At 36.2% G+C, this 23,804-nt stretch carries 23 protein-coding genes; 19 read left to right on the top strand and 4 right to left on the bottom strand.

Features of this window, described 5'->3' with window-relative positions; all coding sequences use genetic code 11:
* The first annotated feature begins 21 nt into the window (after positions 1-21).
* Positions 22-1,041: a hypothetical protein gene (locus tag ACE3RB_RS07005; RefSeq protein ID WP_374463571.1), complete on the top strand. Its 1,020-nt coding sequence runs from the start codon at positions 22-24 to the stop codon at positions 1,039-1,041.
* A gap of 123 nt (positions 1,042-1,164) precedes the next feature.
* Entirely contained in the window at positions 1,165-2,961 is a 1,797-nt protein-coding gene (gene lepA, locus ACE3RB_RS07000; RefSeq protein ID WP_002982007.1) for a translation elongation factor 4, read from the top strand.
* A gap of 48 nt (positions 2,962-3,009) precedes the next feature.
* Here lepA and ACE3RB_RS06995 read toward each other — a convergent pair whose 3' ends face one another.
* Entirely contained in the window at positions 3,010-3,441 is a 432-nt protein-coding gene (locus tag ACE3RB_RS06995; RefSeq protein WP_374463570.1) for a DUF1579 domain-containing protein, read from the bottom strand.
* Entirely contained in the window at positions 3,393-3,653 is a 261-nt protein-coding gene (locus ACE3RB_RS06990; RefSeq protein WP_374463569.1) for a hypothetical protein, read from the bottom strand. The genes ACE3RB_RS06995 and ACE3RB_RS06990 overlap by 49 nt, the downstream gene beginning before the upstream one ends.
* A gap of 123 nt (positions 3,654-3,776) precedes the next feature.
* Between ACE3RB_RS06990 and ACE3RB_RS06985 the strand changes: the two genes are divergently transcribed.
* The 13 genes from ACE3RB_RS06985 to ACE3RB_RS06925 all read left to right on the top strand — a co-directional run bounded on the left by ACE3RB_RS06985 (position 3,777) and on the right by ACE3RB_RS06925 (position 15,605).
* Positions 3,777-4,472, top strand: a complete 696-nt coding sequence (locus ACE3RB_RS06985; RefSeq protein WP_374463568.1) for an NUDIX domain-containing protein — start codon at positions 3,777-3,779, stop codon at positions 4,470-4,472.
* Positions 4,473-4,928: 456 nt separating this feature from the next.
* Positions 4,929-5,471 (top strand): NADAR family protein, encoded by a 543-nt coding sequence (locus tag ACE3RB_RS06980; protein ID WP_374463567.1) that lies wholly within the window; start codon positions 4,929-4,931, stop codon positions 5,469-5,471.
* A gap of 101 nt (positions 5,472-5,572) precedes the next feature.
* The gene (locus ACE3RB_RS06975; protein WP_374463566.1) at positions 5,573-5,908 is read left to right on the top strand and encodes a hypothetical protein; all 336 of its coding nucleotides are present in this window, start codon (positions 5,573-5,575) and stop codon (positions 5,906-5,908) included.
* 2 nt (positions 5,909-5,910) lie between these two features.
* Positions 5,911-6,765: a hypothetical protein gene (locus ACE3RB_RS06970; protein ID WP_374463565.1), complete on the top strand. Its 855-nt coding sequence runs from the start codon at positions 5,911-5,913 to the stop codon at positions 6,763-6,765.
* A 67-nt stretch (positions 6,766-6,832) separates the two neighbouring features.
* Complete coding sequence (locus tag ACE3RB_RS06965; RefSeq protein WP_374463564.1) at positions 6,833-7,903, top strand: adenylosuccinate synthetase; 1,071 nt, start codon at positions 6,833-6,835, stop codon at positions 7,901-7,903.
* 91 nt (positions 7,904-7,994) lie between these two features.
* Entirely contained in the window at positions 7,995-8,465 is a 471-nt protein-coding gene (locus ACE3RB_RS06960; RefSeq protein ID WP_374463563.1) for a macro domain-containing protein, read from the top strand.
* A 56-nt stretch (positions 8,466-8,521) separates the two neighbouring features.
* Entirely contained in the window at positions 8,522-9,757 is a 1,236-nt protein-coding gene (locus ACE3RB_RS06955; protein WP_374463562.1) for a TIGR02452 family protein, read from the top strand.
* Between the two features lie 18 nt (positions 9,758-9,775).
* The gene (locus ACE3RB_RS06950; protein ID WP_374463561.1) at positions 9,776-10,816 is read left to right on the top strand and encodes a DUF2971 domain-containing protein; all 1,041 of its coding nucleotides are present in this window, start codon (positions 9,776-9,778) and stop codon (positions 10,814-10,816) included.
* Entirely contained in the window at positions 10,813-11,499 is a 687-nt protein-coding gene (locus ACE3RB_RS06945; RefSeq protein WP_374463560.1) for an NAD-dependent deacylase, read from the top strand. The genes ACE3RB_RS06950 and ACE3RB_RS06945 overlap by 4 nt, the downstream gene beginning before the upstream one ends.
* A complete protein-coding gene (locus ACE3RB_RS06940) occupies positions 11,499-12,440 on the top strand; it encodes an ADP-ribosylglycohydrolase family protein (protein ID WP_374463559.1) in 942 nt (313 codons plus the stop codon). The genes ACE3RB_RS06945 and ACE3RB_RS06940 overlap by 1 nt, the downstream gene beginning before the upstream one ends.
* Before the next feature lie 12 nt (positions 12,441-12,452).
* Complete coding sequence (locus ACE3RB_RS06935) at positions 12,453-12,995, top strand: RNA 2'-phosphotransferase (RefSeq protein WP_374463558.1); 543 nt, start codon at positions 12,453-12,455, stop codon at positions 12,993-12,995.
* A 2-nt stretch (positions 12,996-12,997) separates the two neighbouring features.
* Complete coding sequence (locus tag ACE3RB_RS06930; RefSeq protein WP_374463557.1) at positions 12,998-13,726, top strand: metallophosphoesterase family protein; 729 nt, start codon at positions 12,998-13,000, stop codon at positions 13,724-13,726.
* A gap of 154 nt (positions 13,727-13,880) precedes the next feature.
* Positions 13,881-15,605: a hypothetical protein gene (locus tag ACE3RB_RS06925; protein WP_374463556.1), complete on the top strand. Its 1,725-nt coding sequence runs from the start codon at positions 13,881-13,883 to the stop codon at positions 15,603-15,605.
* 58 nt (positions 15,606-15,663) lie between these two features.
* Here ACE3RB_RS06925 and ACE3RB_RS06920 read toward each other — a convergent pair whose 3' ends face one another.
* A complete protein-coding gene (locus ACE3RB_RS06920; RefSeq protein WP_232722697.1) occupies positions 15,664-16,545 on the bottom strand; it encodes a cupin-like domain-containing protein in 882 nt (293 codons plus the stop codon).
* A gap of 447 nt (positions 16,546-16,992) precedes the next feature.
* On the opposite strand from ACE3RB_RS06920, the gene ACE3RB_RS06915 reads away from it, so the two are divergent.
* Positions 16,993-19,704 (top strand): hypothetical protein, encoded by a 2,712-nt coding sequence (locus ACE3RB_RS06915; RefSeq protein WP_374463555.1) that lies wholly within the window; start codon positions 16,993-16,995, stop codon positions 19,702-19,704.
* A 55-nt stretch (positions 19,705-19,759) separates the two neighbouring features.
* On the opposite strand, the gene ACE3RB_RS06910 is transcribed toward ACE3RB_RS06915, so the two are convergent.
* Complete coding sequence (locus ACE3RB_RS06910) at positions 19,760-20,257, bottom strand: DinB family protein (protein ID WP_374463554.1); 498 nt, start codon at positions 20,255-20,257, stop codon at positions 19,760-19,762.
* 181 nt (positions 20,258-20,438) lie between these two features.
* Here ACE3RB_RS06910 and ACE3RB_RS06905 point away from each other — a divergent pair, with 181 nt between their 5' ends.
* The 3 genes from ACE3RB_RS06905 (at position 20,439) to feoB (ending at position 23,758) form a co-directional block, all read left to right on the top strand.
* Positions 20,439-21,338, top strand: a complete 900-nt coding sequence (locus ACE3RB_RS06905) for a GLPGLI family protein (protein ID WP_374463553.1) — start codon at positions 20,439-20,441, stop codon at positions 21,336-21,338.
* 132 nt (positions 21,339-21,470) lie between these two features.
* Complete coding sequence (locus tag ACE3RB_RS06900) at positions 21,471-21,725, top strand: FeoA family protein (RefSeq protein ID WP_332388798.1); 255 nt, start codon at positions 21,471-21,473, stop codon at positions 21,723-21,725.
* Complete coding sequence (gene feoB / locus ACE3RB_RS06895) at positions 21,725-23,758, top strand: ferrous iron transport protein B (protein WP_374463552.1); 2,034 nt, start codon at positions 21,725-21,727, stop codon at positions 23,756-23,758. Before ACE3RB_RS06900 ends, feoB begins: the two co-directional genes overlap by 1 nt.
* Positions 23,759-23,804 lie beyond the last annotated feature (46 nt).

Below are 23,804 nucleotides of genomic sequence, written 5' to 3'. Positions count from 1 at the left end.
GCTGTAGTTAAAACATAAATTATGAGAAGCTTTTTTTTCCTTTTACTTATATCAGTTTTTGCATCAGCGCAGAAAATAGAAACCATTGATCTTTCAAAATCTATTAAGGATGGCAAAAATTCTATCAAGAGTCTTACGGTAATAGATCAAAGGGAAAATCAGGAAATTGGAATGGTTATGCACCATAAGGATGAGGCGAAAATTATTTTCGAAAACGGTGCCAGCAAAGACATACAGGATTGGTTTTATAAATACAATCCAGTAAGAGGAAATAATGATATGGTCATTCTGTTGGAGAAGTTAAATATTTCAGAAGACAAAAAGGAAAAGTACTCTATTGGAAAGCTTGAATTAAAGGCAAGTACATTTATTAAGAAAGAAGACGGATATCATTTTATTGACAGAAAAGATACTGTAGCAACAGTCTCATCACGAACAACTCCTTATCTGGCACAAAGTCTGGCAAGAAAAGTAACTTTAATTCTTACTGATCTTTTTAAAGAATCCTATAAAGCAACACCTTGGGAACTTAGTATTTCAGAAAACGAGCTTTCAGACTATGTTCCTATATTAAAAGAAAAACTTAGTATTCTAAAAGCAGATGAATTAAAAGAAGGAGTTTATAAAGACTATTACAGCTTTTTTACTCACAATCCTGAACCCGGATTTACTTTGCAGACTAATGATAAAGGAATCGTTACAAAGGCCGTAAAAGGAGAAGAAAAAACGGCAATAAGGCATTTTTATGGTTTTGTGTATAAAGGCATTGCATACAAAAATATCCCCGTGGGTTACACTGAGATTTTCAAAGATGATAAGGGTGTTTTTATTGAGGTAACAAAAGCAGAATTATTTCCTGAAACGGCAACAACGGGGGTTACAATTGGTGCTGCTGCAGGAGGTCTGATTGGTGGCGTTATTGGTGCAGTGATAGATGTCAGTTTATCAGGCAAAAGAAAGAATACTGTAGGACCTAAAGTTTATCTTGATCCTTTTACCGGAAATTATGTGTTACCGGAAGACTTTGGCAAAACAAAATAATATTTGAAAAGGGGGAAAGTTTGCCTCTCTTCTTATTGTTATCTGTGTTTCAGCTAAAAGAAAGAATTAAGAATGAAAAATTCTCCTGCATTTTCTTATCTTTGCAAACTACAAGATTCTTAAATGAAAAACATACGAAATTTTTGCATAATCGCCCATATCGACCACGGTAAAAGTACCCTGGCAGACCGTCTGTTGGAGTATACAAATACAGTTACCCAAAGAGAATTACAGTCTCAGACGCTTGATGATATGGACCTGGAGAAAGAACGTGGGATTACGATTAAGTCGCATGCTATCCAGATGGATTATGAATATAAAGGAGAAAAATATATTTTAAACCTTATTGATACACCAGGACACGTTGACTTTTCCTATGAAGTTTCCCGTTCTATCGCTGCCTGTGAAGGAGCGCTTCTGATTGTGGATGCTGCACAGAGTATTCAGGCGCAAACCATCAGTAACCTGTATCTGGCACTGGAAAATGATTTGACAATCATTCCGATTCTGAATAAAATTGACCTTCCGTCTGCCAATCCTGAAGAAGTAACTGATGAGATCATGAATCTGATCGGGTGCGACTATGAAGATGTACTGAGAGTTTCCGGAAAAACGGGAGAAGGGGTTCATAACCTTTTAGAGCAGATTGTTGAAAGAATTCCTGCACCGGAAGGAGATCCTGACGGTCCGCTTCAGGCTTTGATCTTCGACTCTGTTTATAACCCTTTCAGAGGTATTGAAGCGTATTTTAAAGTAGTGAACGGAAGTATTACTAAAAATGAAAAGATCAAATTCTTCGCTACAGGAAAAGAATATGGAGCTGATGAAGTTGGAACGTTAAAACTTAAGCAGGTTCCTAAGAAAACAATCCATTGTGGAGATGTAGGTTACCTGGTGTCGGGGATCAAAGATGCCCGTGAAGTAAAAGTAGGAGATACCATCACTTCTTTTGACAGACCTGCAGCTGCTCCTATTGATGGATTTGAGGAAGTAAAGCCAATGGTATTTGCCGGTATTTACCCAATTGATTCCGAGGATTTTGAAGAGCTGAGATTCTCCCTTGAGAAATTAAGACTGAATGATGCTTCCCTGGTTTTCGAACCGGAAAGTTCTGCCGCTCTTGGTTTCGGTTTCCGTTGCGGATTCCTGGGAATGCTTCACATGGAAATCGTACAGGAACGTCTTGACAGAGAGTTTAATATGAACGTGATCACTACGGTGCCGAACGTATCTTATTTTGGATATTCCAAAAAAGAACCTGAGGTTCCGATTCTGATCAACAACCCTTCTGAAATGATGGATCCGTCTATTATGGATAGAGTGGAAGAACCGTTTATCAAGGCTTCTATCATTACCAAATCTGATTTCGTAGGACCGGTAATGACTTTATGTATTGAAAAAAGAGGAGAAATTGTTAACCAAAGTTATTTAACTTCTGAAAGAGTGGAATTGGTGTTCAATATGCCGCTTGCTGAGGTAGTATTTGATTTCTATGACAGGTTAAAATCGATCTCTAAAGGATATGCTTCATTCGATTACCATCCAATTGGATTCAGAGCTTCCAAGCTTGTAAAAATGGATATCCTGATCAATGGTGATATGGTAGATGCACTTTCATCTTTGATTCACGACAGTAATGCATATCACATTGGTAAAAAAATGTGTGAAAAGCTTCGTGAGCTGATCCCGAGACAACAGTTTGATATTGCTGTTCAGGCAGCTTTAGGTACGAAAGTAATTGCAAGAGAAACCATTAAAGCCTTAAGAAAAGACGTTACCGCAAAATGTTATGGTGGAGATATTTCCAGAAAGCGTAAGCTATTGGAAAAGCAGAAAGAAGGTAAGAAGAAAATGAAGCAGATTGGTAGGGTAGAAGTACCGCAATCAGCGTTCATGGCTGTATTAAAGCTGAATGATTAATTCATTATAAAATAAAAACCGCTTCTGATGAAGCGGTTTTTTGTTGATTTATTTCTTACGGGTGTATTTTATTTCCATGGTTTTGTACTCTTTTCCTGTCTTGGAGTCCGGGCCATACATTTCCAACTTTTGGGTATTGTCATCTATGAAAGTGAAAACTTCCCTGAAATCACAATCTTTTCCGGGTCTTGAAGGATCCGTCATTTTTCCTTTAAATTCAACGGATTTTGTAGAAGGATTCCAATCTCCTTCACTATGCATGATTCCGGTTCCCATATTGTCGATCCATGTACTTATAAATTTCTTTTTGGAATTGTCATATCCCACAATGCTCATTCCTTCGAAAGGCATTCCCATAAAATTTCCTTTGTGATTACTGATCTGATAGCGTCCGTCATACATCATTTTATTGGTAGTCTCAGATTTACTTATCATAGGCTTTCCTCCGTTTTCCATCCACATGGTGTTTCTCCTGTCCATATTCCGTCAGATTTTGCCAGCATTTTATGCATTTCTCCCGGAGTAGAGTACTCCATCCACGCTTTCATAGCTGTCGCAGAATCTACAGGTTTCCATTCAGATTTTGCAGCTGCAGAATCGGCTTTATCAGTACTATTGGCTGCTGTTGTTTTTCCTTTCTCACAAGCCGTTAATAAAAAAGCTGCGACAAGAATTGATAATAAATTTTTCATAATGGTTTAGTTTTAAGATGGTTAGAATGATAACTTAAAGATAAGAACTTTTATTATACCTCTAATTATTTTTTACTATGAGCATAAATCGTAACTTTGTGTATTCGTAACGCAAATCAATTTATGGAGTCTCCAAAAAAATTACAGGATATAAAAGTGGCTGTAGATGCTGTCATCTTCGGATATTTTGATAAAAAAGACCTTCAGATCCTTCTGATTAAAAGAAATATTGAACCTTTTAAAGGAGGGTGGGCACTGCCCGGAGGACTTGTTCTTGATGATGAAAGTGTGGATGATGCGGTAAAAAGAGAACTGTACGAAGAGGAAGGCATAAGGCCCGATTTTCTGGAACAACTGTATACATTTGGTGATCTGGGCCGGGATCCGAGAAACAGAGTGGTTTCTGTGGCTTATTTGGGGCTTGTGAACCCATCTTATCATGAACTTTTTGCAGACTCTGATGCTGAAGATGCACAATGGTTCAGTATTAATAGGCTTCCTTCATTGGCTTTCGACCACAAAACGATCATTGATACTGCCTTAAAAAGACTACGTACAAAAATTCAGTATCAGCCGATCGGTTTCAATCTTCTCAATGAAGAATTCCCTTTCTCTGATCTTGAAAACCTTTATAAAACCATTATAGGACAGGAAATCGACAGAAGAAACTTTCGTAAAAAAATTATGAGCTACGGGCTGCTTAATGAAACCAATAACGTTAAAAAAGAAGGCAGCGGAAGACCCGGAAAACTTTTTACTTTCAATAAGGAAAAATATAAAGAGCTTGAAGAGCAGGGGTTTTATTTCGAAATTAAATAAGATCTGTAAACTCAAATTTCACGAATGTTTTGCACAAATACTCACGAATATATGTTAGTAAAGAAAATGTATTTAATAATTAATCAAAAACATATTCAGTAGAAACGGGCTTCAGCCCGTTTTTTTATTGCTCCTCCCGTCGGCTTTAGCCAAAACATACTAAAAAGGGTATATATAATTTTTCATTAATCCTGCTATTATGATTTTGTCATTCTGAATGTAGCGCAGTGAAATGAAGAATCCGGAGTTTAGATGTTATGCTTCCTTCATCAGAAATCGAAGATTCGATGTAGTCAATAGTGTCATTTGTGATCATAAATTGTGTCTTTCGTGTTTTATAAATTAAAATTTTATATCTGTAAATCAGTTAATTATAATTATTAGCGTAAATTTAACACAAATAAATTTGGAAAGAAAAATGATGTTAGTTTAAATTTGTGTAAAAATAACGCAATCATGAAATACAACTTGCAGAATATAAAAGAACGTTTTCAGAAGAAAGAAAAGATAAAATTTCTCTTTTTCTGGGGACACACGGCAAAAGATACCGTCACCAAGTCATGTTTCAGCCAGTGGTTTCCCGGAAATTTTGAAGAAAACGGGATCATTTACAAAACGGCAGAACATTATATGATGGCAGGAAAGGCTAGATTATTTAATGATCCTGGAACAGAAGAGGAAATCTTAAAAGCAAATACCCCTAATCAGGCAAAAGCTCTGGGCAGAAAAGTAAAAAACTTTGATCCGAAACAGTGGGACAAGCATAAATTTGAAATTGTAACCCAGGGAAATCTTTTGAAATTCTCTCAAAATCAGAAATTTAAAGACTTTCTTTTATCAACCGGAGATAAAATCCTCGTAGAGGCAAGTCCTTATGACAAAATCTGGGGAATCGGAATGCTGGAAACAGATAGCAGAGCAGAAAATCCTTTACTGTGGAGCGGGGAAAACCTGTTAGGGTTTGCTTTGATGGAAGTAAGAGATCAACTAAGAAAGTAAAAGCATAAAACCAACACAAAATAGTAATCATGGAAAAAACTGAATTGCATTACTATGTCTGGTTTAATTAGCGTAATATAAACACAAATAAAATATTGGTCATGGAAGATGAATTAAAACCCAGATTTATCGAATCATTACAAAGAAATAATGATCAGATCAGAGAAGACCGTGCAAGGATCATCGGAGCAGATTCCGAACTGATCTACAGACGCAGAGTCGAAGACATCCAATTAAAAATCAAAAGACTCGAGCGTGAACAGGAAGGACTTATTGATATCAGTCCTTTGGACAGGAACAGTCTGACTTTTGCGGATTTCAATCCGGAAGCATTTGTTCAGAAAGACATGGAATTATCATTAACAATCAGAAATCTGAATATTCAGCTGGAAGTAACCCAGAGAAGATTTGAATATTTATTTGGAAAAATAGTATAGTCATGGGAAGTACAAGATATGATTTAGACGCTCGTTATGACAGAGCAAGAAAAGCAGGTTACGGAACAAAATCCGCGGGAGAAATTTTCACCCAGAATGCCAAAAGAATGGCTCATGAATCCATGAATCCTCACGGGATTTCTTTCAGGGAATCCAGAGACTCGGAAGTTCATCCTCATTCGGTTCCGATTATTTTAGGGCTGGATGTTACCGGAAGTATGGGACATATTCCTTACGAGCTGATCAGAGATGGATTACATAAACTGATGGGCGGAATTATCCAGGGAGGCGTTCCCGATCCGGCCTTATTGTTCCTTGGAATCGGAGATCATGAATGTGATGGCTATCCGCTTCAGGTAGGACAGTTTGAGTCCGGGGATGCAGAGCTGGATATGTGGCTTACCCGTACTTATATTGAATCCGGTGGCGGAGGAAATGCCGGAGAAAGCTACCTGTTAGCATGGTATTTTGCAGCTTTCCATACCAGAACAGATGCCTTTGAGAAAAGAAAACAAAAAGGATTGCTGTTTACTGTTGGAGATGAGCCTTGTTTAAAAACACTTCCTGCTTCCGCAATCAGAGAAATTATGGGGAAAGGACAGCAAACCTATACTCATATTGAGCTGTTGGAAGAAGCAAAGAAAAAATATGAAGTATACCATATCAGCGTTTTGCATTCAGATCAGGCATTGAGAGCAGACAGGGGATGGAGAGAATTATTAGGACAAAACTGTATTTCCATAGAAGATCACAGAGAAATTCCGAACGTTATTAAAGGAATTATCTGTGATAAGTTTAAAAACTCAACCTTTGGAACAACAGGAACAGAAGGATTGGATCAGATTCAAATGCTTTAAAACAGAGCAATTGCCATCAGGAAAATTAAACACAAATGATGATAGCAAGCTTTTAAAATAAAAAGAGATGAAAAAGGCACAAATAGTAATAGGACTTGGTTTTGGTGATGAAGGGAAAGGAATTACCACAGATTTTCTGGCCTCTCAGAATCCTGAGGCTATTGTAGTCCGGTTTTCAGGCGGTCAGCAGGCTGCTCATACTGTCATGATTGATGATAGAAAGCATGTGCATTCCAGTTTTGGAAGTGGATCTCTTCGCGGATTACCTTCTTACTTCACAGAACATTGTACTGTTCATCCTGTTTTTCTCCTTAATGAAAGAGAAGAACTGAAGACAAAGCATGGAAATATTGAGCTGCATATTCATCCATTGGCAAAGGTTACTACCCCTTTTGATGTCTGGCAGAACAGAACGAATGCAAGAAACCTGGAACACGGAACCTGCGGAAAAGGAGTAGGAGCCACCATGAAAAGAAATGAAAGTCCCTATAAACTGTTTGCTGCAGACCTGATTGCACCCAAAGAAATGCTGATGGAAAAGCTGAAAGGAATTGCCTATTACTATGGTTTTACAGATGAAAACGAGATCAGAGAACTTTTAGAGCCTTTTTTAGAAGCTATTGATAGAATTGATTGGAAAATAAATGATTATACCTGGTTGGCTTCGTTCAATCACCTTATTTTTGAAGGAAGCCAGGGTATTTTACTCGATATGGATCATGGCGTTTTTCCCAATGTGACCTATGCTCATACCACTTCGAAAAATGTATACGAAATCTGTAAGCTTTTGAAAATTGAAGATATTGAAATGTATTATGTCAGCAGAAGCTATGCAACCCGCCACGGAAACGGCTGGATGAGCAATGAAAAAGAAATGAAACTTAGAAATAATGAAGAGGAAACCTGTATATTTAATGAATATCAGAAGGAGCTGAGAACAGGAGAAATAGATTATAAACTACTGAATTATGCCTTGAAAGTGGACGGAGCTTATATATTCCCGACTAAAAAGAATCTTGTTATTACCTGCCTGGATCAGATTGATGAACAGTTTAAGTTAGAGAATCTTGATGTGCAGTTTGACGCTGTGTATGGATCGTACTCTCCGTATTCAAAAGATTTTAGACGGATTTTTTGATTTCAAGAGAGAATCAGGAATAACATAAAAAGCATTAGTTTTATATGTAATGATAGAATAGAAAATGATCAAGGATTGAAAAATAATAATCATGAAAACAATACAATATATAAAAGGTGATGCTACCCGTCCCAATGCCGGAGGAAATATTATTATTGCTCATATCTGCAATGATATAGGAGGCTGGGGAAAAGGATTTGTCACTGCCATTTCCAAAAGGTGGAAACAACCGGAAAAAGCATATAGGGAGTGGTTTAAGATCAATAAAAATTTTAATCTTGGAGAAATCCAGATCGTTCAGACAGCGGATGATATCTGGGTATGCAATATGATTGCTCTGCATAAAATTATCACTCATTCAAAAGTTCCACCTATCAGATATGATGCTGTAGAAGAATGTTTATTAAAACTCTCGAATGAAGCTGTCCAACAAAAAGCTTCAGTACATATGCCGAGAATCGGATGCGGACTGGCAGGAGGAAAATGGGAAGAAATTGAACCTATTATAGAAAGAACACTGCTTGTCAAGGATGTGGATGTGTATGTATATGATTTTGAATGAATTAATTCAGAAAAGAGAAATTTGGAGTTATAATGTAATAAAATAAACGAAAAGTCATGAAAACAAAAACATTATACAGACCGGTAGGAGAAAAGGAAATGATATTGATTATGGAAAGCGGATTTAAAAGTTTCCCCCCAAGATTAGAATGGCAGCCTATTTTTTATCCTGTTCTTAACGAAGAATATGCTTCAGAAATTGCTGAAAAATGGAATACCAGGGACGAAGCCGGAAACTATCTTGGTTTTGTAACGCAGTTTGAAGTGTTGGAAGAAGTCGCAGATCAATATCCGACACAGAATGTCGGGGCCAGAAACCATAATGAGTTATGGGTCCCTTCTGAAGAATTAAATAGCTTTAATAAGGCAATTATAGGAGACATTAAAGCAACCAAAGTATTTATAGGTGATAATTTTGAAAAAACAGGAAATACTGGTTTGGAAGAATTGATGTTAAACATTAAAAAACTAACTATGACTAATAAAGGAATGGCAAAAGATACCTTGGATATCCTTGCCAGAAAATATTATATCAACGAATATAACGAAAAAATAAATATAGAAAACGAGCTGGAAATCAGTAAAAAAAAAACCGTTCTTTTCACTCCGGAACACCTTTCCGAGATGATACAACTTCCAATGCCGGAAACTGATTTTGAAACAAAAATTGAAACCTGGAACTACAGTTCTTTAAAAGCTATTTTACAATTGGCAAAAGAAGAAGATCAGCACAAACTCATGTGTCTGAACTTCGCTTCAGCAAAAAATCCTGGAGGAGGATTTATCAACGGGGCAGAAGCGCAGGAAGAAAGCCTGGCACGAACTTCCGGACTGCATGAAAGTCTGCTTCAAGCCTGGGATTATTACAAAATTCACCGTGCGATGGAATCCTGTTTTTATACTGACACCATGATTTACAGCCCGAAAGTTCCGGTGTTCCGAAAAGACAAAGGAGAATTACTGGATAAGCCAGTTCTGTGCAATTTTATTACTTCTCCTGCAGTCAATGCAGGTGTGGTAAAGCGCCAGGAACCGGAAAAAGCTCATGAAATACTTGATGCAATGGATCTCAGGATGGATAAAATGCTTTCCCTCGCTTTGCATGAAGGAAATGAGGTATTAATTTTAGGAGCCTGGGGCTGTGGCGTGTTTAAAAATGATCCAAAAGAAATTGCAGGATTATTTAAAAAACACCTTCAGGGTAAATATAAAAATAAATTTAAAAGAGTGATTTTTGCAGTGCTTACAAAGAAAGAAGAAATGCTGAAACCGTTTGAAGAAATTATTTTGTAATAGAAAAACATAATTATCATGAAAGCTTATAAATATAGATCAATAGAAGAAGATGTTTTTAAAAGAGATTTTGAAACTATAAGTAATAATTCATTTTACTCATCAAATTATAGCATGTTAAATGATCCGTTTGATATCTATTTTAACGAGGAGATATCTCAAGTTATAAAACAATTGAAAATATTATTCCCGTATAAGGAATTAGAAAACTTCGAAAAACAATTTCAGGAAGTTTTAAATTTTAAAGAAGAAGTTGGAGTTTATTGTTTAAGTACAGATTTTTTGAATGAGCAATTATGGGCTTATTATGCTAGTTCATATTCTGGATATTGTATAGAATATGATTTAGATAAATTAGTTGATAAAGGGCAAAATTTTGATTTTCAATATCAATTTCAAATTGATTATAAAGATAATATTCCAACTTTGGGAATTGATGATATTATAAATTTGCAAGATGGTTTTATAAGAAAAATGTTTGCTACTAAAAAGTCTGCGTGGCAACATGAAAAAGAAATTCGCTTAATCTTTGATAAATTTGGAATGAAAAAAATTCATCGTTCAGCTATCACAGGAATTTACTTTGGCGTTAAAACACCAGAAAAGATAAAGAAAGATTTTTATAAACTTTTTGAAAATGATGATGTGAAGTTTTACGAGGTTTTTCCGTCAAATTTTGAATTGAATTTTAAACTAGTGAATGAGACCAAAAGGAAGTTAAAACATAATGTAAATGAGTTCGAATTTGAAATAATGAAACATCGAATTAATGTATCACATGAATCATATTATGTTTTTTATAAGGGTAGTAAAAGTGAATCTGATATAAAGGATTTTATTATAGCGTTTAGGGAAGCTTTTTTAATTAAAGAAAATAATAGTCTTTATATTTTTGATAATAAAGAGGTAGAATCTTTAATAGATATTTATTCTAAAAATGATGAACAATATATTAAATATGCTGATTCAATTATTACTGTTTGTGACGACTGGGAAGAGGCTGGAATTAGTAATCCTTATAAGGACTTCCATTATAATGAAATTATAAATAGAAGATGAAAAAACTAACCATATTAAGCGGTGCCGGAATCAGTGCCGAAAGCGGAATAAAAACCTTCAGAGACGGAGACGGTCTTTGGGAAAATCATAATGTAACGGATGTGGCAAGTCCGGAAGGATGGAGAAAAGACAGAGCGTTGGTTTTGGAATTTTACAACCAGAGAAGACGCCAGCTTCATGAGGTAAAGCCTAACGAAGCACATCAATTACTGGCAGAACTGGAAAAATATTTTGAGGTTCAGATTATTACCCAGAATATTGACGACCTTCATGAAAGAGCAGGATCTTCCAATATTCTTCATCTCCATGGAGAACTTTTCAAATCATGCTCATGCAACAATAAAAACCTTATTTATGAACAAAAAGATGATATTAAAATTGGAGATAAGGCCGAAGATGGGGCACTGTTAAGACCTTTCATCGTTTGGTTCGGAGAAGATGTTCCTTTGTATCATACTGCACAGGAAATTGTCAAAGAATCGGATATTTTACTCGTAATAGGAACTTCTTTGCAGGTATATCCGGCAGCCGGACTGATTCATGATATCAAAGACGATTGTCTTCTAATTGTGATCAATCCTAATGAAACAGGTTTTGGTTACGGACAGAGAGCTGTTGTAATGAAAGAAATAGCAACACAGGGAATGAAACTGTTGTTTGATAAACTGGTAAACCTTGCCTGATGGAAAATATAGTAAAAGCAGGAATTATGGGTGTTTGCATCGGAGACGCTCTTGGGGTTCCGGTGGAATTTAAAAAAAGGGAAGATTTAAAACGTTTTCCGGTAACAAAAATGCTGGAGTATATGTCATGGAACCAACCCAAAGGAACCTGGAGTGATGACAGCTCTCTAACCCTTTGTCTTTCGGAAGAACTTACTAAAGGTTATGATCTGGAAAAAATCGGACAGAGCTTTGTAAAATGGAATAAATACGGTCACTGGACTGCTCATGGAAGACTTTTTGACATTGGAGGAACGACAAGACATTCTTTGGCTAGATTAATCAAAGGTGAGAGCGCCCGATTTTCAGGAAATATTTTTGAAGAAGATAATGGAAACGGTTCTTTGATGAGAATTCTTCCCTTAGCTTTTTATCTCAAAAAGGAAGATGATATTCAGAAACTCTATCTGATGGTAAAAGAGGTTTCCGCAATAACTCACGGGCATTTCCGTTCTGTTTTTGCCTGTTTCATCTATGTGATTTTTGCTATTCAACTGTTGAAAGGAAAGAATAAAAAAGAAGCATATGAGCAAACACAGAATGTCACTTTAAAATACGCTAAAAATCAAGGTTTTAACCCAAAAGAAATTGAACTTTTCAATAGGATTTTGAAACATGATATTTCAGGATATGCTGAAGATGAAATCAAAAGTGGCGGCTATGTTCTCCAAAGTCTGGAAGCCTCTTTATGGTGTTTTTTAAACTCAGAAAGCTATGCTGAAGCGGTTTTAAAAGCAGTCAACCTGGGAGAAGATACAGATACTACTGGAGCCATCACCGGAGGAATTGCCGGAATTTATTATGGATACGAAAATATTCCTGAGGAATGGATTGCAGAGCTGGTGAGAAAGGACGATATTGAGAAGCTGTGTGAGAAATTACACCAAAAATTAATGAATTAAAATGCACCAACCATGAACGAAATAGAAAAGAAAAAAATAAGTAGATTTTTAAGCCTGATCTTACGGCATCAGCCGGAAAGCATAGGACTTGCACTGGATGAAAACGGCTGGGTAGATGTAGAAGAGCTGAGAGAAAAATCTGCGAAAAGAAAAATACATTTTACTCCCGAAGAACTGGATGAGGTAGTAGAAACCAATAATAAAAAACGTTTTGCTTTTAATGAAGATAAAACCATGATCAGAGCCAGTCAGGGACATTCTATTGATATTGACCTGGCTTTGGAAGCTTTACAGCCTCCTGACTTTTTGTACCACGGAACTGCAGAAACCAATATTGCTTCGATTCTGGAAAAAGGAATTGAAAAGCGAACACGTCAGCATGTACACTTAAGTGCTGATAAAGAAACGGCTGCAAAGGTCGGGATGAGACATGGCAAGCCTGTTATTCTTACCATCAGAACCGGAACAATGCATCAGGATGGATTAGCTTTCTTTCAGTCTGCAAACGGAGTTTGGCTGACAGATTTTGTAGATGCAAAATATATTTCAAAGTAAAGATGAGCAGAACATTAGTAATTGGTGATATCCACGGAGGATTTAAAGCCTTACAACAGGTTCTCGAAAGAGCCGGAGTCACAGAAAATGATCAGGTGATTTTTCTAGGAGATTATGTAGATGGCTGGAGTGAATCTTCCGAAGTTATAGAGTTTTTAACTGAGCTGTCAGAAAAACAGGAATGTATTTTCATCAAAGGAAATCATGATGCCTGGTGCGAAGATTGGCTGGCATCAGGCCAAAGTCCTCATGTATGGCTTTTTAACGGAGGAAGAAGTACCGTTGAGAGTTACAAAGATTATCTCCCGGAAAATCTGGATCTTCATCTTGAGTTCTTTCAAAGAATGAAAAACTATTATATTGATGATCAGAACCGGTTGTTTATTCATGCGGGTTATGCATCCATGCATGGTCCTGAAAGAGATGTTTATTCCAGTAATTATCGTTGGGACAGAACCCTTTGGGAAACCGCTGTTGCAATGGATAAAAAGCTACAGAGAAACTCAGCATTATATCCCAAAAGGCTGCTATTGTACAAAGAAATATTCATTGGGCATACGCCTACTCTTGATATTGGAATTACGGTTCCTGCCAACAAAGCCAATGTCTGGAATATGGATACCGCAGCAGCTTATACCGGAGCTTTATCCATCATGGATGTCGATTCCAAGGAATTCTGGCAAAGTGATCCGCTTCCTTCCTTATATCCTAAAGAAAAGGGCAGAAATTAATACTATTGAGAACAAACCTAACAGGTTTTCAAAACCTGTTAGGTTTCTATTTTAAAATAATTTTGCCTTTTCAATCTTTCACAATTTTGCCTGCCAACACATTCCTGTTTCTCACAAAAGATAACTACATTTAAAGTCTGAAAATATGACTTCAATGAAACTGAAATATCTTTTATTCACTCTGGGTTCTTCCTTATTTTTTGCACAGAAACCATTTCAGACTCCTTTTGAAAAAGGAAATGGCAATCAGACGGTTACCTACGATGAAATGAACAGCTACTATCAAAATCTGGCTAAAAATTTCAATACCATTCAATACCTTAAAAAAGGAGAAGATGACAATGGAAAACCAATATATGTAGTGGTTTATAATCCCTTTCCTGAAAAAGACCTTGAAAAATTAAGAAAAGAAAAAGCTATTCTCTTTGTCAACAACGGAATTCATCCGGGAGAACCAGACGGTATAGATGCTACCATGATGCTGATGAGAGATCTTGCTGCCAAAAAAATCAAAACCCCACAGAACTTTATTATTGCTGCTATTTCTGCTTACAATGTCAGTGGAATGCTCAACAGAGGTTCTTACTCCAGAGCCAACCAGAACGGACCGGAACAGTATGGTTTCAGAGGAAATGCAAGGAACTATGACCTGAACAGGGATTTTATTAAAGCAGATTCCAAAAATGCCAGAAGCTTTCAGGAAATCTATCAATGGCTGAAACCGGATGTTTTTATTGATAATCATGTCAGCAATGGAGCGGATTATCAGTATACATTTACCTATATTTCCACCTTTAAAGAACGTCTGGGAACCACCCTCGGAAACTATTTTTACAATGAGTATCAGGCTAAAAATCTTGAGGATATGAAGAAACTAGGCTATGAAAGTACTCCTTATGTAAACATTCACGGAGATGTTCCGGAAGTTGGATTCGCCTCATTTGAAGACTCTCCCAAATATTCCACAGGATATACTTCCCTTTTCAATTCTTTAGGAACTGTTCCTGAAACCCATATGCTGAAGCCTTATGACAAAAGGGTTGATGCTACTTACAAATATATGCTGGTGAATCTGCAGAATTTAGATAAGGACTACCAAAAAATAAAGCAGCTTCGCATTGAAAATTTAAAACAGTATCAGGCTGGGAAACAATATGGAATCCGTTGGAAAATAGATTCTACGAAGTTTTCTACGATGGATTTTAAAGGCTATGAAGGAAAATACAAGCCAAGTGAAATTTCAGGTAAGCCAAGACTGTATTATGACCGGAATAAACCTTTTACAAAAAATATAAAGCTCTTTACTACTGCTGTCCCAACGGGATATATTACTATTCCTAAATATTATGTGATCCCTCAGTCACAGTATCGGGTTCTTGAAGAGTTCAAAAGAAATCATATTCAGATGAAGTCGATTCAGAAGGACAGTACTTTGTCAGTTGAATCTTATAAAATCAAAGATTTCAAAACCGTTAAAAATCCTTATGAAGGGCATTATCTGCATTTTGAAACTACTGTGGATGCTTCCACTAAAAACATAACATTTTCTGCGGGTGATTATCTGGTTTCTACCAATCAGCCAGGTGTAAAATATATTATAGAAACGCTTGAACCTGAGGCATTAGACTCTTTCTTTAACTGGAATTTCTTTGATGGAATATTAGCACAGAAAGAATATTATTCTGCCTATATCTTTGAAGATACAGCTGCAGAACTTCTGAAAAAAGATAAAAAACTGAAAGAGGCTTTCGAAACAGCCAGGGCATCAGATAAAAAATTGTCGGAGGATGGAACAGCACAGCTGGATTGGATTTACAGACATTCTCCTTATTTTGAAGAAAAAACATTCAGGCAGTATCCTGTTTACAGAGTGTTGTAAACATTTGTTAATCAATAAATAAGTTAAAAAAAGACGTTTCAATTGAAACGTCTTTTTATTATCTTGGTAAACCTCTTTTCAGGGCCAGCTCAGCTCTTTTAATGGCCATTTTCTCTTTCCAGTCCATGTATTTCTTTTTGAAATTAGACTTCATAATGTCGTCAAATTTACGCTGTACAGTAAGGTTCCACAGAGAGTGAGCCTTTACTGCCCATGATTTGTCCCATGCTCTTAAAGAAATAGAGAAGCTTCCGTCCAGATATTTCATCCAGTGCCACCATCCTGTAGGCATGAATAAAGTATCACCGTGCTCAAGATAGCACTCAATACCTTCTACACCATCCAACGCCGGGAATTTGGTAAAATCCGGGTTTTCAATATCATAATCTTCCAGCGCATAAGTTGCATACGGAATCTGGTAAAGCCTTTCTTTCCACTTATAATCAAACAGAAGAATATGTTTTCTGCCGTTGAAGTGAGTATGGAAGATATGAGCCATATCAATATCAAAGTGAAGGAACGTTACTGATCCCTTACCGCCAAAGAACATATTAGGGTACTTATCCAGGAAACCTCCCATTAATTCTTTGGGAGAAATATAATCTTCCAGAAGTTTAGGGGCATATTTTATCGGGTCAAAAAGGAAGATTCTGAGATCAGTCGGCTCTCTTTGTATAAGATCAATATAATCTCCAAATTTCATTTTTGCTGCAGATGCATTGATGGGAGCAGAGGGATCTGCCTTTGAGCTGTCATATAGCGGGACCTCCACATCTCCTACAACCTCCTTCATGTATTCCATCGTCCATTTTTGATAAGCAGGCCATTTTTTTGCCATATTTTTGATGACAACGGGCCTTCTTGGCTTCAGATATTTTTCGTAGAAATCTTCTTTCGAAATATCATCTACAACATCTATAGGCTTTAAAATAATTCCCATTTTATAAATTTTATGTTACAAAATTATTAAATATATATTGATGTACCAGTTTTTAATTTTTTTTTAATCTATGATTCAAATCAGATTTTACTATTTGGAACAGATAAAAATATCAAAATTTCTATTATTGTTAAGAATGTTCCTTTATTGATTTAATAAGACAAAATACATAAAGATTTTGTTACAGGATTTAAAAAAATAATCAGCCTGCGTTTTTATAAAATTGATATGCCAAATATAGTTTTTAAGAAAAATATTCAGTAGTGTAAACTTCTGTAAGTCATGATGAATTGATTTTTAAATGCATATTTTATTGAAAAAATCAAAACTTTAATAAATATAACTACATTTGTAGTGATAATGATTTAACCTTTATCCATAAAATTCATCTTTATAAAAAGTGTAACAAAAACCAATAACCATTAACTAATTGAGCAAATAATAAGTATGAAAAAAAATATTTCCTTATTTCTGATGCTTTTCTTTACGGTGCTTACTTTCGCACAGAAAACGGTTTCAGGAAAGATTACTGATGATGACGGAGTGGCGATACCAAGTGCCAGTGTGACGATAGAAGAGCCTGGAAAAGATGCTATTCTGGCTTACGGAATTACGAATTCCAAAGGGGAATATAAAGTGACCTTTACTTCAGCAGAATCCAATGTGGATCTTAAAGTGAAGGCCTTTAACCAGAAACCCCTTACTAAACAGATCAGCAACAGCGACCAGACCCTGAATTTCAAAATGCAGTCTGAAGCAACAGAAATTAAAGAAGTACAGCTGAAAACGAAAATGATCACCGCAAGAGGAGACACCATCTCTTACGATCTTAAAGCGTTCAACAGTAAAAACGACAGAACCCTGGCAGATGTAATGAAAAAGATTCCCGGGATTGAAGTTAACAATGACGGAACAATCCTGTACCAGGGGAATGCCATCAATAAATTCTATGTCAACGGAAAAGACCTTATGGAAGGAGGTTATGGAACCATCAACAACTCTCTTCCAAAAGATGCGGTACAGAAAGTAGAAGTTCTGGAAAATCACCAGCCGGTAAAAATTCTGCAGGATAAGGTGCCTTCAGATCAGGCAGCCATCAATATCAAGCTTAAAAACTCTGTAACAATGACAGGTAGAGGAGAAGTGGGATCCGGTTTCGGAGATCCATGGCTTTGGAATGTAAAACTGACTCCCATGTTTTTCGGGCAGAAAAGCCAGTGGGTGGTCAACTACAAAACCAATAATATGGGTGAGCAGGTGGAAAATGAAGGGAATATTCTGGCATTCGGAAGCTCATGGGAAGGAAGAAGAAGTAATATTTCTCAGAATAACTGGTTGAGTGTAGAGAATGCAGATACTCCTAACCTTCCAGTAAAAAGATATTTAATGAACAGTGTTCATTACCTTTCTGCAAATTACCTTACCAATATTGATAAAAAGAAAGAATGGGAGCTTAAGGCCAATGCAAACTACACTAATAACGCAGTAGAAAGAGAATCAAATAGTGTTACCAGAGATATCCAGCAGGGAACACAATACACAACAAGGTTCCTGAATAATTTCTATACGGATAAACTAAAAGGAGAATTGATCTTTACAAAAAATGCTAAAAAAGGATTCTTCAAAAACACTACAACATTCTCTCAATTCTGGAATGCAGATAGAGCTTTTGCCGAAAGAAATGATAAAAATGGTTACAGGATAGGAAACGAAGCTTTAGAATCGCCCACAACATCTTTCCAGAACTCTTTAAGTACGATTATTCCTTGGAAGGAAAAAATGGTAAATTTTAAATCCTATATCAGCTATCAGAATGATAAGCAGATTTTAGAAATTTCTCCAGCCGATTATTTGCAGTTTCCTTACAAAGAAACAAATACTACAGATTTAACTACTATTAAATTCACGCCAGGAAGCACAGCTTTGCAATATTTCAGAATTAAATCTTTAGATACTTCGCATTCTGCAAATATCAGTTTCTCTTCTAAAGGTTGGACTTTTACACCGCAAGTAGGACTCGACTTTTCAACAGATAAACTGATAACAAATTTCGATGGAAGCACAGTTAATGATAAACCAGACTTTGCAACATTAAACTACGAAAATGATTTAAAGTTTACGAGAATTAATCCATCAGCTTCTGTGGGAATTAATTATAAGTCCGAATCATGGAGCTTATTTTCAAGCTTTCCTGTTAATTTTAATAATATCAAAGCTGAAGACGCTTTCAGAAATGTTTCGAAATCTCTTAGTAAAGTAACATTTACTCCTAATATTTTTGCACAATATTCATTTGCTTCATTCTTCAAAGCCAGTGTGAATGGAGGGATTAGTAACAATTTTGGAGATATTCAAACTGCTTATGCCGGATATATCTTAATAAGTCCGGGTGGATTTAATAAAATGAATCCTAAAAATCCAATACCTGAAACCAATACAAAAAATGGAGGATTACGATTGGAGTACAGAAATCCGCTGAATAATCTATTTTTTAATGTAGGCTATAGGCTAAGTGATACAAAAAATAACCTTTTGGCTTCAAGCATAGTTAACGAATCAGGATTTAGTGAAATTGAATATATAGAAAAAGAAAACAAAAGAACAAACAATAGTTTATATGCAGAAATTGGAAAATATTTTCCAAAGTTTAAAACGAATGCATCATTCAGCTATAATAATAGCATCTCAAAATCTCAATCTATAAGAAACACAGATCTTATTGATACTAAAACTAATGGTAATACATTAGGATTTAAATTCAATAATACCTATTTCTCCTGGATGAGTGTTGATTTCAATATGACTAAATCATGGAATAAACAAAGTAATGGAATCATCCAGAATGATCTTGGTAAAACGGAGGGATATACCCATAATTTAAATGTATTCTTCTATCCTTTGGAAAATCATACTATTGGTTTTTACTGGGATCAAATCAATTCAAAATTAGGGCAAACAAAATTAAACAATGGTTTTTTTGATGTTTCATACCAATTCAGCTGGTCTAAGAAAAAAGTTGATTTTGAATTAAAATGGATGAATATTGCAGATAGAAAAGTATTTGAAAAAATAAGTGTTGGGGATGCAACTATTGCCCAGACAACTATGCAACTCCGCCCAAGCCAGGTAATGCTAACCGTAAAATTCAACTTTAAATAAAATAAAAACCAATCCATGCGGATTGGTTTTTTGTTGAGATATACTTAGATAGTCATTAAAAACTTTGCTGGTCTGCTGAAGGCCCATAGCTTCCCGGCAAAGGAATATTGTTCAGTCTGTAATATACGCCCAGCTGAGCCCTGTGATGGGTAATCTGGTTTAAAGCGTGACGTATGGCCCCATATTTACTCCAGCTTGCCAGTTCATGGCCGTCATTTTTAATGGTCCAGCTTGGCTTCAGATCCTCTTCAGTACTGTTTTCCAATGCTGTTTTTGCCGACTGATAGTCTTCCTCCAGCTTTTTCATAAGATCATCTTTGGTGGAAAGAACTGTTGGTTTGTAGTCTCCTTTGGCAAAATCAAGTTCGGAGGTCTTTAAAATAGTATTCGGCCATTCAAAAACTTCTACAAGGTGTGTGGCAAGAGGCATCATTTTCATGCTTTTTTCATGGGGAGCATAATCATTTTTTCCCTCAGGGAATCGTTCAATAAATTTTTTTGTGGTTTGGAATTCTCCCTCCAGTTCGGATTTTAATTGAGATAAAGTATCCATAATATTTTGTTTTTTAGAAACTTAAAGGTAAGCGTTTTAAAAATGAAAATGTTTTAAGAGAATCATAATTTTTTGTCTGTGTCTACTATTGAAAGACGCCGGTTAATCTTTAAAAAAATAAATTTCAAAAAAAATGTAACAAAAGAAGATATATGATTACTAATTATATAAACTTGCTACAATGAAAAAGCTATTCTCCATATTTCTTATTGCACTTTTTGCTTTTGCAGGAGCTCAGGAATCTAAAGAAACAGCCAACCGTTTCTTTTATGAACTGACTTTTAAGCCTAAGAAAGATTCAGCGAAACTGGATAAGATTATTACAATTCTTGATATCACTCCCAAAAAATCAATTTATCAGGATTATACTATGCCGGCTCAGGATTCTATCATTAAAGTACAGATAGAAGAAATGGAGAAGACCAAGTCTTTTAAAGACATGACTAAGCTGATAAAATGGCCGAAATTCTCTTATAAGATTATTAAAAGTTATCCGGACATGAAGGTTCAGTATGTAGACAGAATCAGCAGAAACCTGTTCTCATACGAGGATGATCCGAAATTACAATGGAACATTTTGCCAGATAAACAAAAAGTAGGAGAATATAATGCTCAGAAAGCAACTACTGAATTTGGTGGCAGAAAATGGACAGCATGGTTCAGCTCAGATATTCCTTTTCAGGATGGACCGTATAAATTTAAAGGTCTTCCAGGTCTGATTGTAAAAATTGAAGATGCTGATAAAAACTATTCTTGGCAACTGAGCGGAAATAAGAAGATCGAAAACTATGATGAATTGTCATACGCAGACAAGATTAATGCTAAAATGGGAATGGTGAGCAATACAATAACTCCTACGTCTAAAGAAAAGTTCTTGAAATCTTATGAAGGATACAAAGCAGATCCTTTCGCTGAATCTCGTCCATATATGACAGCAGAGAATATGAGCAGGCCAATGCCTGGAACAGATGGAACAGTAGGAGACTTTATGAAAAGACTTGAAAAGCAGGTGAAAGATTTCTTCGGATCCAATGATAATCCAATAGAAAAAGAACAGCCTTCTGACAAGAAGAAAAAATAGACTTCATATCAACTAAATTATATTTTGAATCACCCCAGATACAGTAATGTATTTGGGGTGATTTCTTTTATGATAAAACGTTATTTAGATTAAATTTAAATAGCGTATATTTGCAGGACTAAAAATTAGGCTTTGAAAGAGAACGGATTACATAAATTAAGTGGATTCCCTAAAAACAAAATGGGGAAGATATTGGGATATGATAACGACCATCTTAAAATGCCCAATAAAATTATTGAAATGGGACTTCTTCCGGAAACCACTTTCAGGATTTTGTATCAGGCTCCGTTCAGCGGGCCAATGTATGTAGAGTTTGGAGCTGAAAAAAGCCGGATTGCTCTTCGTGAGGAAGAAGGAGATTACATCATTGTTGAAGAATTGAATTAATGCAGGAAAACAAGAAAAAACAGATACTTTTAGTCGGGAATCCTAATGTAGGAAAGTCAACGGTTTTCAATACACTTTGCAACAAAAAGCAGAAAACCGGAAACTACGCCGGCGTTACCGTTGCCAGTCATTCGGGGAACTATGTTTATAAAAACGAAGAAGTGGAGGTGATAGACCTTCCGGGTTCGTACAGCGTATACCCCAGCTCAGAAGATGAAGCTATTTTTTCCAAATACCTTATTGATGAGCAGGAAAACTATGCGGGAGTTGTTTATATTCTTGAAGCATTAAGTTTAAAAAGGGGTCTGCTTCTGTTTCAGCAGATTCAGGACCTTGGAATTCCGATGATTCTGATTGTCAATCAGATTGATCAGGCAGAAAGAAGAGGCATTACTATAGATATTCAAAAGTTTTCAGAAGCACTGGGCATTAAAATTATTCAGACCAATGCCAAAGAGCAGATCGGGATTGATGCAGTAAGAGAAGCCGTTTACAGCAATGAATTTGTAAAAACAGATAAAGTTTCCTTTGAGACACCAAACGAACATAGGGATTTTATTCAGAAGTTGGCAGCCCATAAAGGTTTTGACAATGAATATAAAGCCTGGATGAGCCTCTCATTGGGGACAGATCTCGGAAGAATAGGCTCGGTAATGGAACTGCTCAATGAGCCTGATTCCAAAAGTTTGGTTCCTAAAAGATTACAGGTTCAGGAAACCGTCAGAAGATATCAGAATGTAGACAAAATTCTGGCTGATGTTATTTCTAAAAAAGCTCAGTTCAAAGAATTACTTACTGAAAAGCTGGACAAAGTTTTAGTTCATAAATTCTGGGGATACGTAGTCTTTTTAGCGATTCTTCTGATTATTTTCCAAAGTGTTTTCTTCCTCGCAGAATATCCGATGAGCTGGATTGAAGATACTTTCTCCTGGCTGGCCGCATTTACAAGCGAGCACCTTCCCGAAGGACCAATTAATTCATTGATTTCAAATGGAATCGTTCCCGGAATAGGAGGAATCGTAGTTTTTGCACCACAGATCGGAATCCTGCTGTACTTCCTTTACCTGCTGGAAGATTCCGGATATATGGCAAGGGTTGTATTTCTGATGGACAGACTGCTGCGTCCTTTCGGGCTAAACGGTAAAAGTATCGTTCCGCTTGTATCAGGTACTGCCTGTGCTATCCCGGCAGTGATTTCTACCAGAAACATTGAGAATGTAAAAGAAAGACTGCTGACGATATTGGTTACGCCATTTATGACGTGCTCGGCAAGACTTCCGGTATACAGTATCATCATCGGACTGATTATTTCAGAAGGAACATTTTTGGGAATAAAATATAAAGCACTGGTCTTGATGGGAATGTACCTTCTTGGCTTCCTGGTTGCTTTATTCTCAGCATCAATTCTTAAAAGATTTATCAAAAGTAAAGGAAAAACCTATTTGGTAATGGACCTTCCTGCCTATAAGAAACCACTTTTCGGCTATGACTTTAAAATGGTTTTAGGAAAAGTTTGGGATTTCATTACCGGAGCCGGAAAAATAATCTTCATTGTCAGTATCATCATCTGGTTCCTGAGTTATTTCGGGCCAAGCCAGAAAGCAGATCAGTTCGTAGCTACCGATGTTCACCTTGATCATTCTTACCTTGCGAAAATGGGTAAAGGAATAGAGCCTGTTATTGCTCCGCTCGGCTACGACTGGAAAATGGGGGTAGGAATCCTTACCAGCTTTGTGGCAAGAGAAGTTTTCGTAGGGACAATGTCTACATTATACAGTCTGGAAGATGATGCTCCTGAAGTAAAAGTAATTGATAAAATGAGAAGAGATGTAAAGCCCAACGGAGAAAAAGTTTTCAGCTTTGCAACGGGAATCTCGGTTCTTCTTTTCTACGCATTTGCAATGCAGTGTGTTTCTACACTGGCAGTAGTCTACAGAGAAACCAAAAGCTGGAAATGGACCGGCTTTCAGGTGATCATGATGACAGGTTTGGCATATTTTGTGTCGATGATAGTATATCAGATTTTAAAGTAATGGATTCATCATTAATCATTCAGTATGTACTTATTATACTCATTGT

The sequence above is a fragment of the Chryseobacterium sp. genome (genome assembly GCF_041914225.1).
In the GTDB taxonomy this organism is placed as follows: Bacteria; Bacteroidota; Bacteroidia; order Flavobacteriales; family Weeksellaceae; genus Chryseobacterium.
This window is presented reverse-complemented; position numbering and strand designations above follow the sequence as displayed.

What these genes read in the sequence shown, in the direction of transcription:
- ACE3RB_RS07005 (WP_374463571.1), top strand. Translation starts at nt 22, where the DNA reads ATGAGAAGCTTTTTTTTCCTTTTACTTATATCAGTTTTTGCATCAGCG.
- lepA (WP_002982007.1), top strand. Translation starts at nt 1,165, where the DNA reads ATGAAAAACATACGAAATTTTTGCATAATCGCCCATATCGACCACGGT.
- ACE3RB_RS06995 (WP_374463570.1), bottom strand. Translation starts at nt 3,441, where the DNA reads ATGGACAGGAGAAACACCATGTGGATGGAAAACGGAGGAAAGCCTATG.
- ACE3RB_RS06990 (WP_374463569.1), bottom strand. Translation starts at nt 3,653, where the DNA reads ATGAAAAATTTATTATCAATTCTTGTCGCAGCTTTTTTATTAACGGCT.
- ACE3RB_RS06985 (WP_374463568.1), top strand. Translation starts at nt 3,777, where the DNA reads ATGGAGTCTCCAAAAAAATTACAGGATATAAAAGTGGCTGTAGATGCT.
- ACE3RB_RS06980 (WP_374463567.1), top strand. Translation starts at nt 4,929, where the DNA reads ATGAAATACAACTTGCAGAATATAAAAGAACGTTTTCAGAAGAAAGAA.
- ACE3RB_RS06975 (WP_374463566.1), top strand. Translation starts at nt 5,573, where the DNA reads ATGGAAGATGAATTAAAACCCAGATTTATCGAATCATTACAAAGAAAT.
- ACE3RB_RS06970 (WP_374463565.1), top strand. Translation starts at nt 5,911, where the DNA reads ATGGGAAGTACAAGATATGATTTAGACGCTCGTTATGACAGAGCAAGA.
- ACE3RB_RS06965 (WP_374463564.1), top strand. Translation starts at nt 6,833, where the DNA reads ATGAAAAAGGCACAAATAGTAATAGGACTTGGTTTTGGTGATGAAGGG.
- ACE3RB_RS06960 (WP_374463563.1), top strand. Translation starts at nt 7,995, where the DNA reads ATGAAAACAATACAATATATAAAAGGTGATGCTACCCGTCCCAATGCC.
- ACE3RB_RS06955 (WP_374463562.1), top strand. Translation starts at nt 8,522, where the DNA reads ATGAAAACAAAAACATTATACAGACCGGTAGGAGAAAAGGAAATGATA.
- ACE3RB_RS06950 (WP_374463561.1), top strand. Translation starts at nt 9,776, where the DNA reads ATGAAAGCTTATAAATATAGATCAATAGAAGAAGATGTTTTTAAAAGA.
- ACE3RB_RS06945 (WP_374463560.1), top strand. Translation starts at nt 10,813, where the DNA reads ATGAAAAAACTAACCATATTAAGCGGTGCCGGAATCAGTGCCGAAAGC.
- ACE3RB_RS06940 (WP_374463559.1), top strand. Translation starts at nt 11,499, where the DNA reads ATGGAAAATATAGTAAAAGCAGGAATTATGGGTGTTTGCATCGGAGAC.
- ACE3RB_RS06935 (WP_374463558.1), top strand. Translation starts at nt 12,453, where the DNA reads ATGAACGAAATAGAAAAGAAAAAAATAAGTAGATTTTTAAGCCTGATC.
- ACE3RB_RS06930 (WP_374463557.1), top strand. Translation starts at nt 12,998, where the DNA reads ATGAGCAGAACATTAGTAATTGGTGATATCCACGGAGGATTTAAAGCC.
- ACE3RB_RS06925 (WP_374463556.1), top strand. Translation starts at nt 13,881, where the DNA reads ATGAAACTGAAATATCTTTTATTCACTCTGGGTTCTTCCTTATTTTTT.
- ACE3RB_RS06920 (WP_232722697.1), bottom strand. Translation starts at nt 16,545, where the DNA reads ATGGGAATTATTTTAAAGCCTATAGATGTTGTAGATGATATTTCGAAA.
- ACE3RB_RS06915 (WP_374463555.1), top strand. Translation starts at nt 16,993, where the DNA reads ATGAAAAAAAATATTTCCTTATTTCTGATGCTTTTCTTTACGGTGCTT.
- ACE3RB_RS06910 (WP_374463554.1), bottom strand. Translation starts at nt 20,257, where the DNA reads ATGGATACTTTATCTCAATTAAAATCCGAACTGGAGGGAGAATTCCAA.
- ACE3RB_RS06905 (WP_374463553.1), top strand. Translation starts at nt 20,439, where the DNA reads ATGAAAAAGCTATTCTCCATATTTCTTATTGCACTTTTTGCTTTTGCA.
- feoB (WP_374463552.1), top strand. Translation starts at nt 21,725, where the DNA reads ATGCAGGAAAACAAGAAAAAACAGATACTTTTAGTCGGGAATCCTAAT.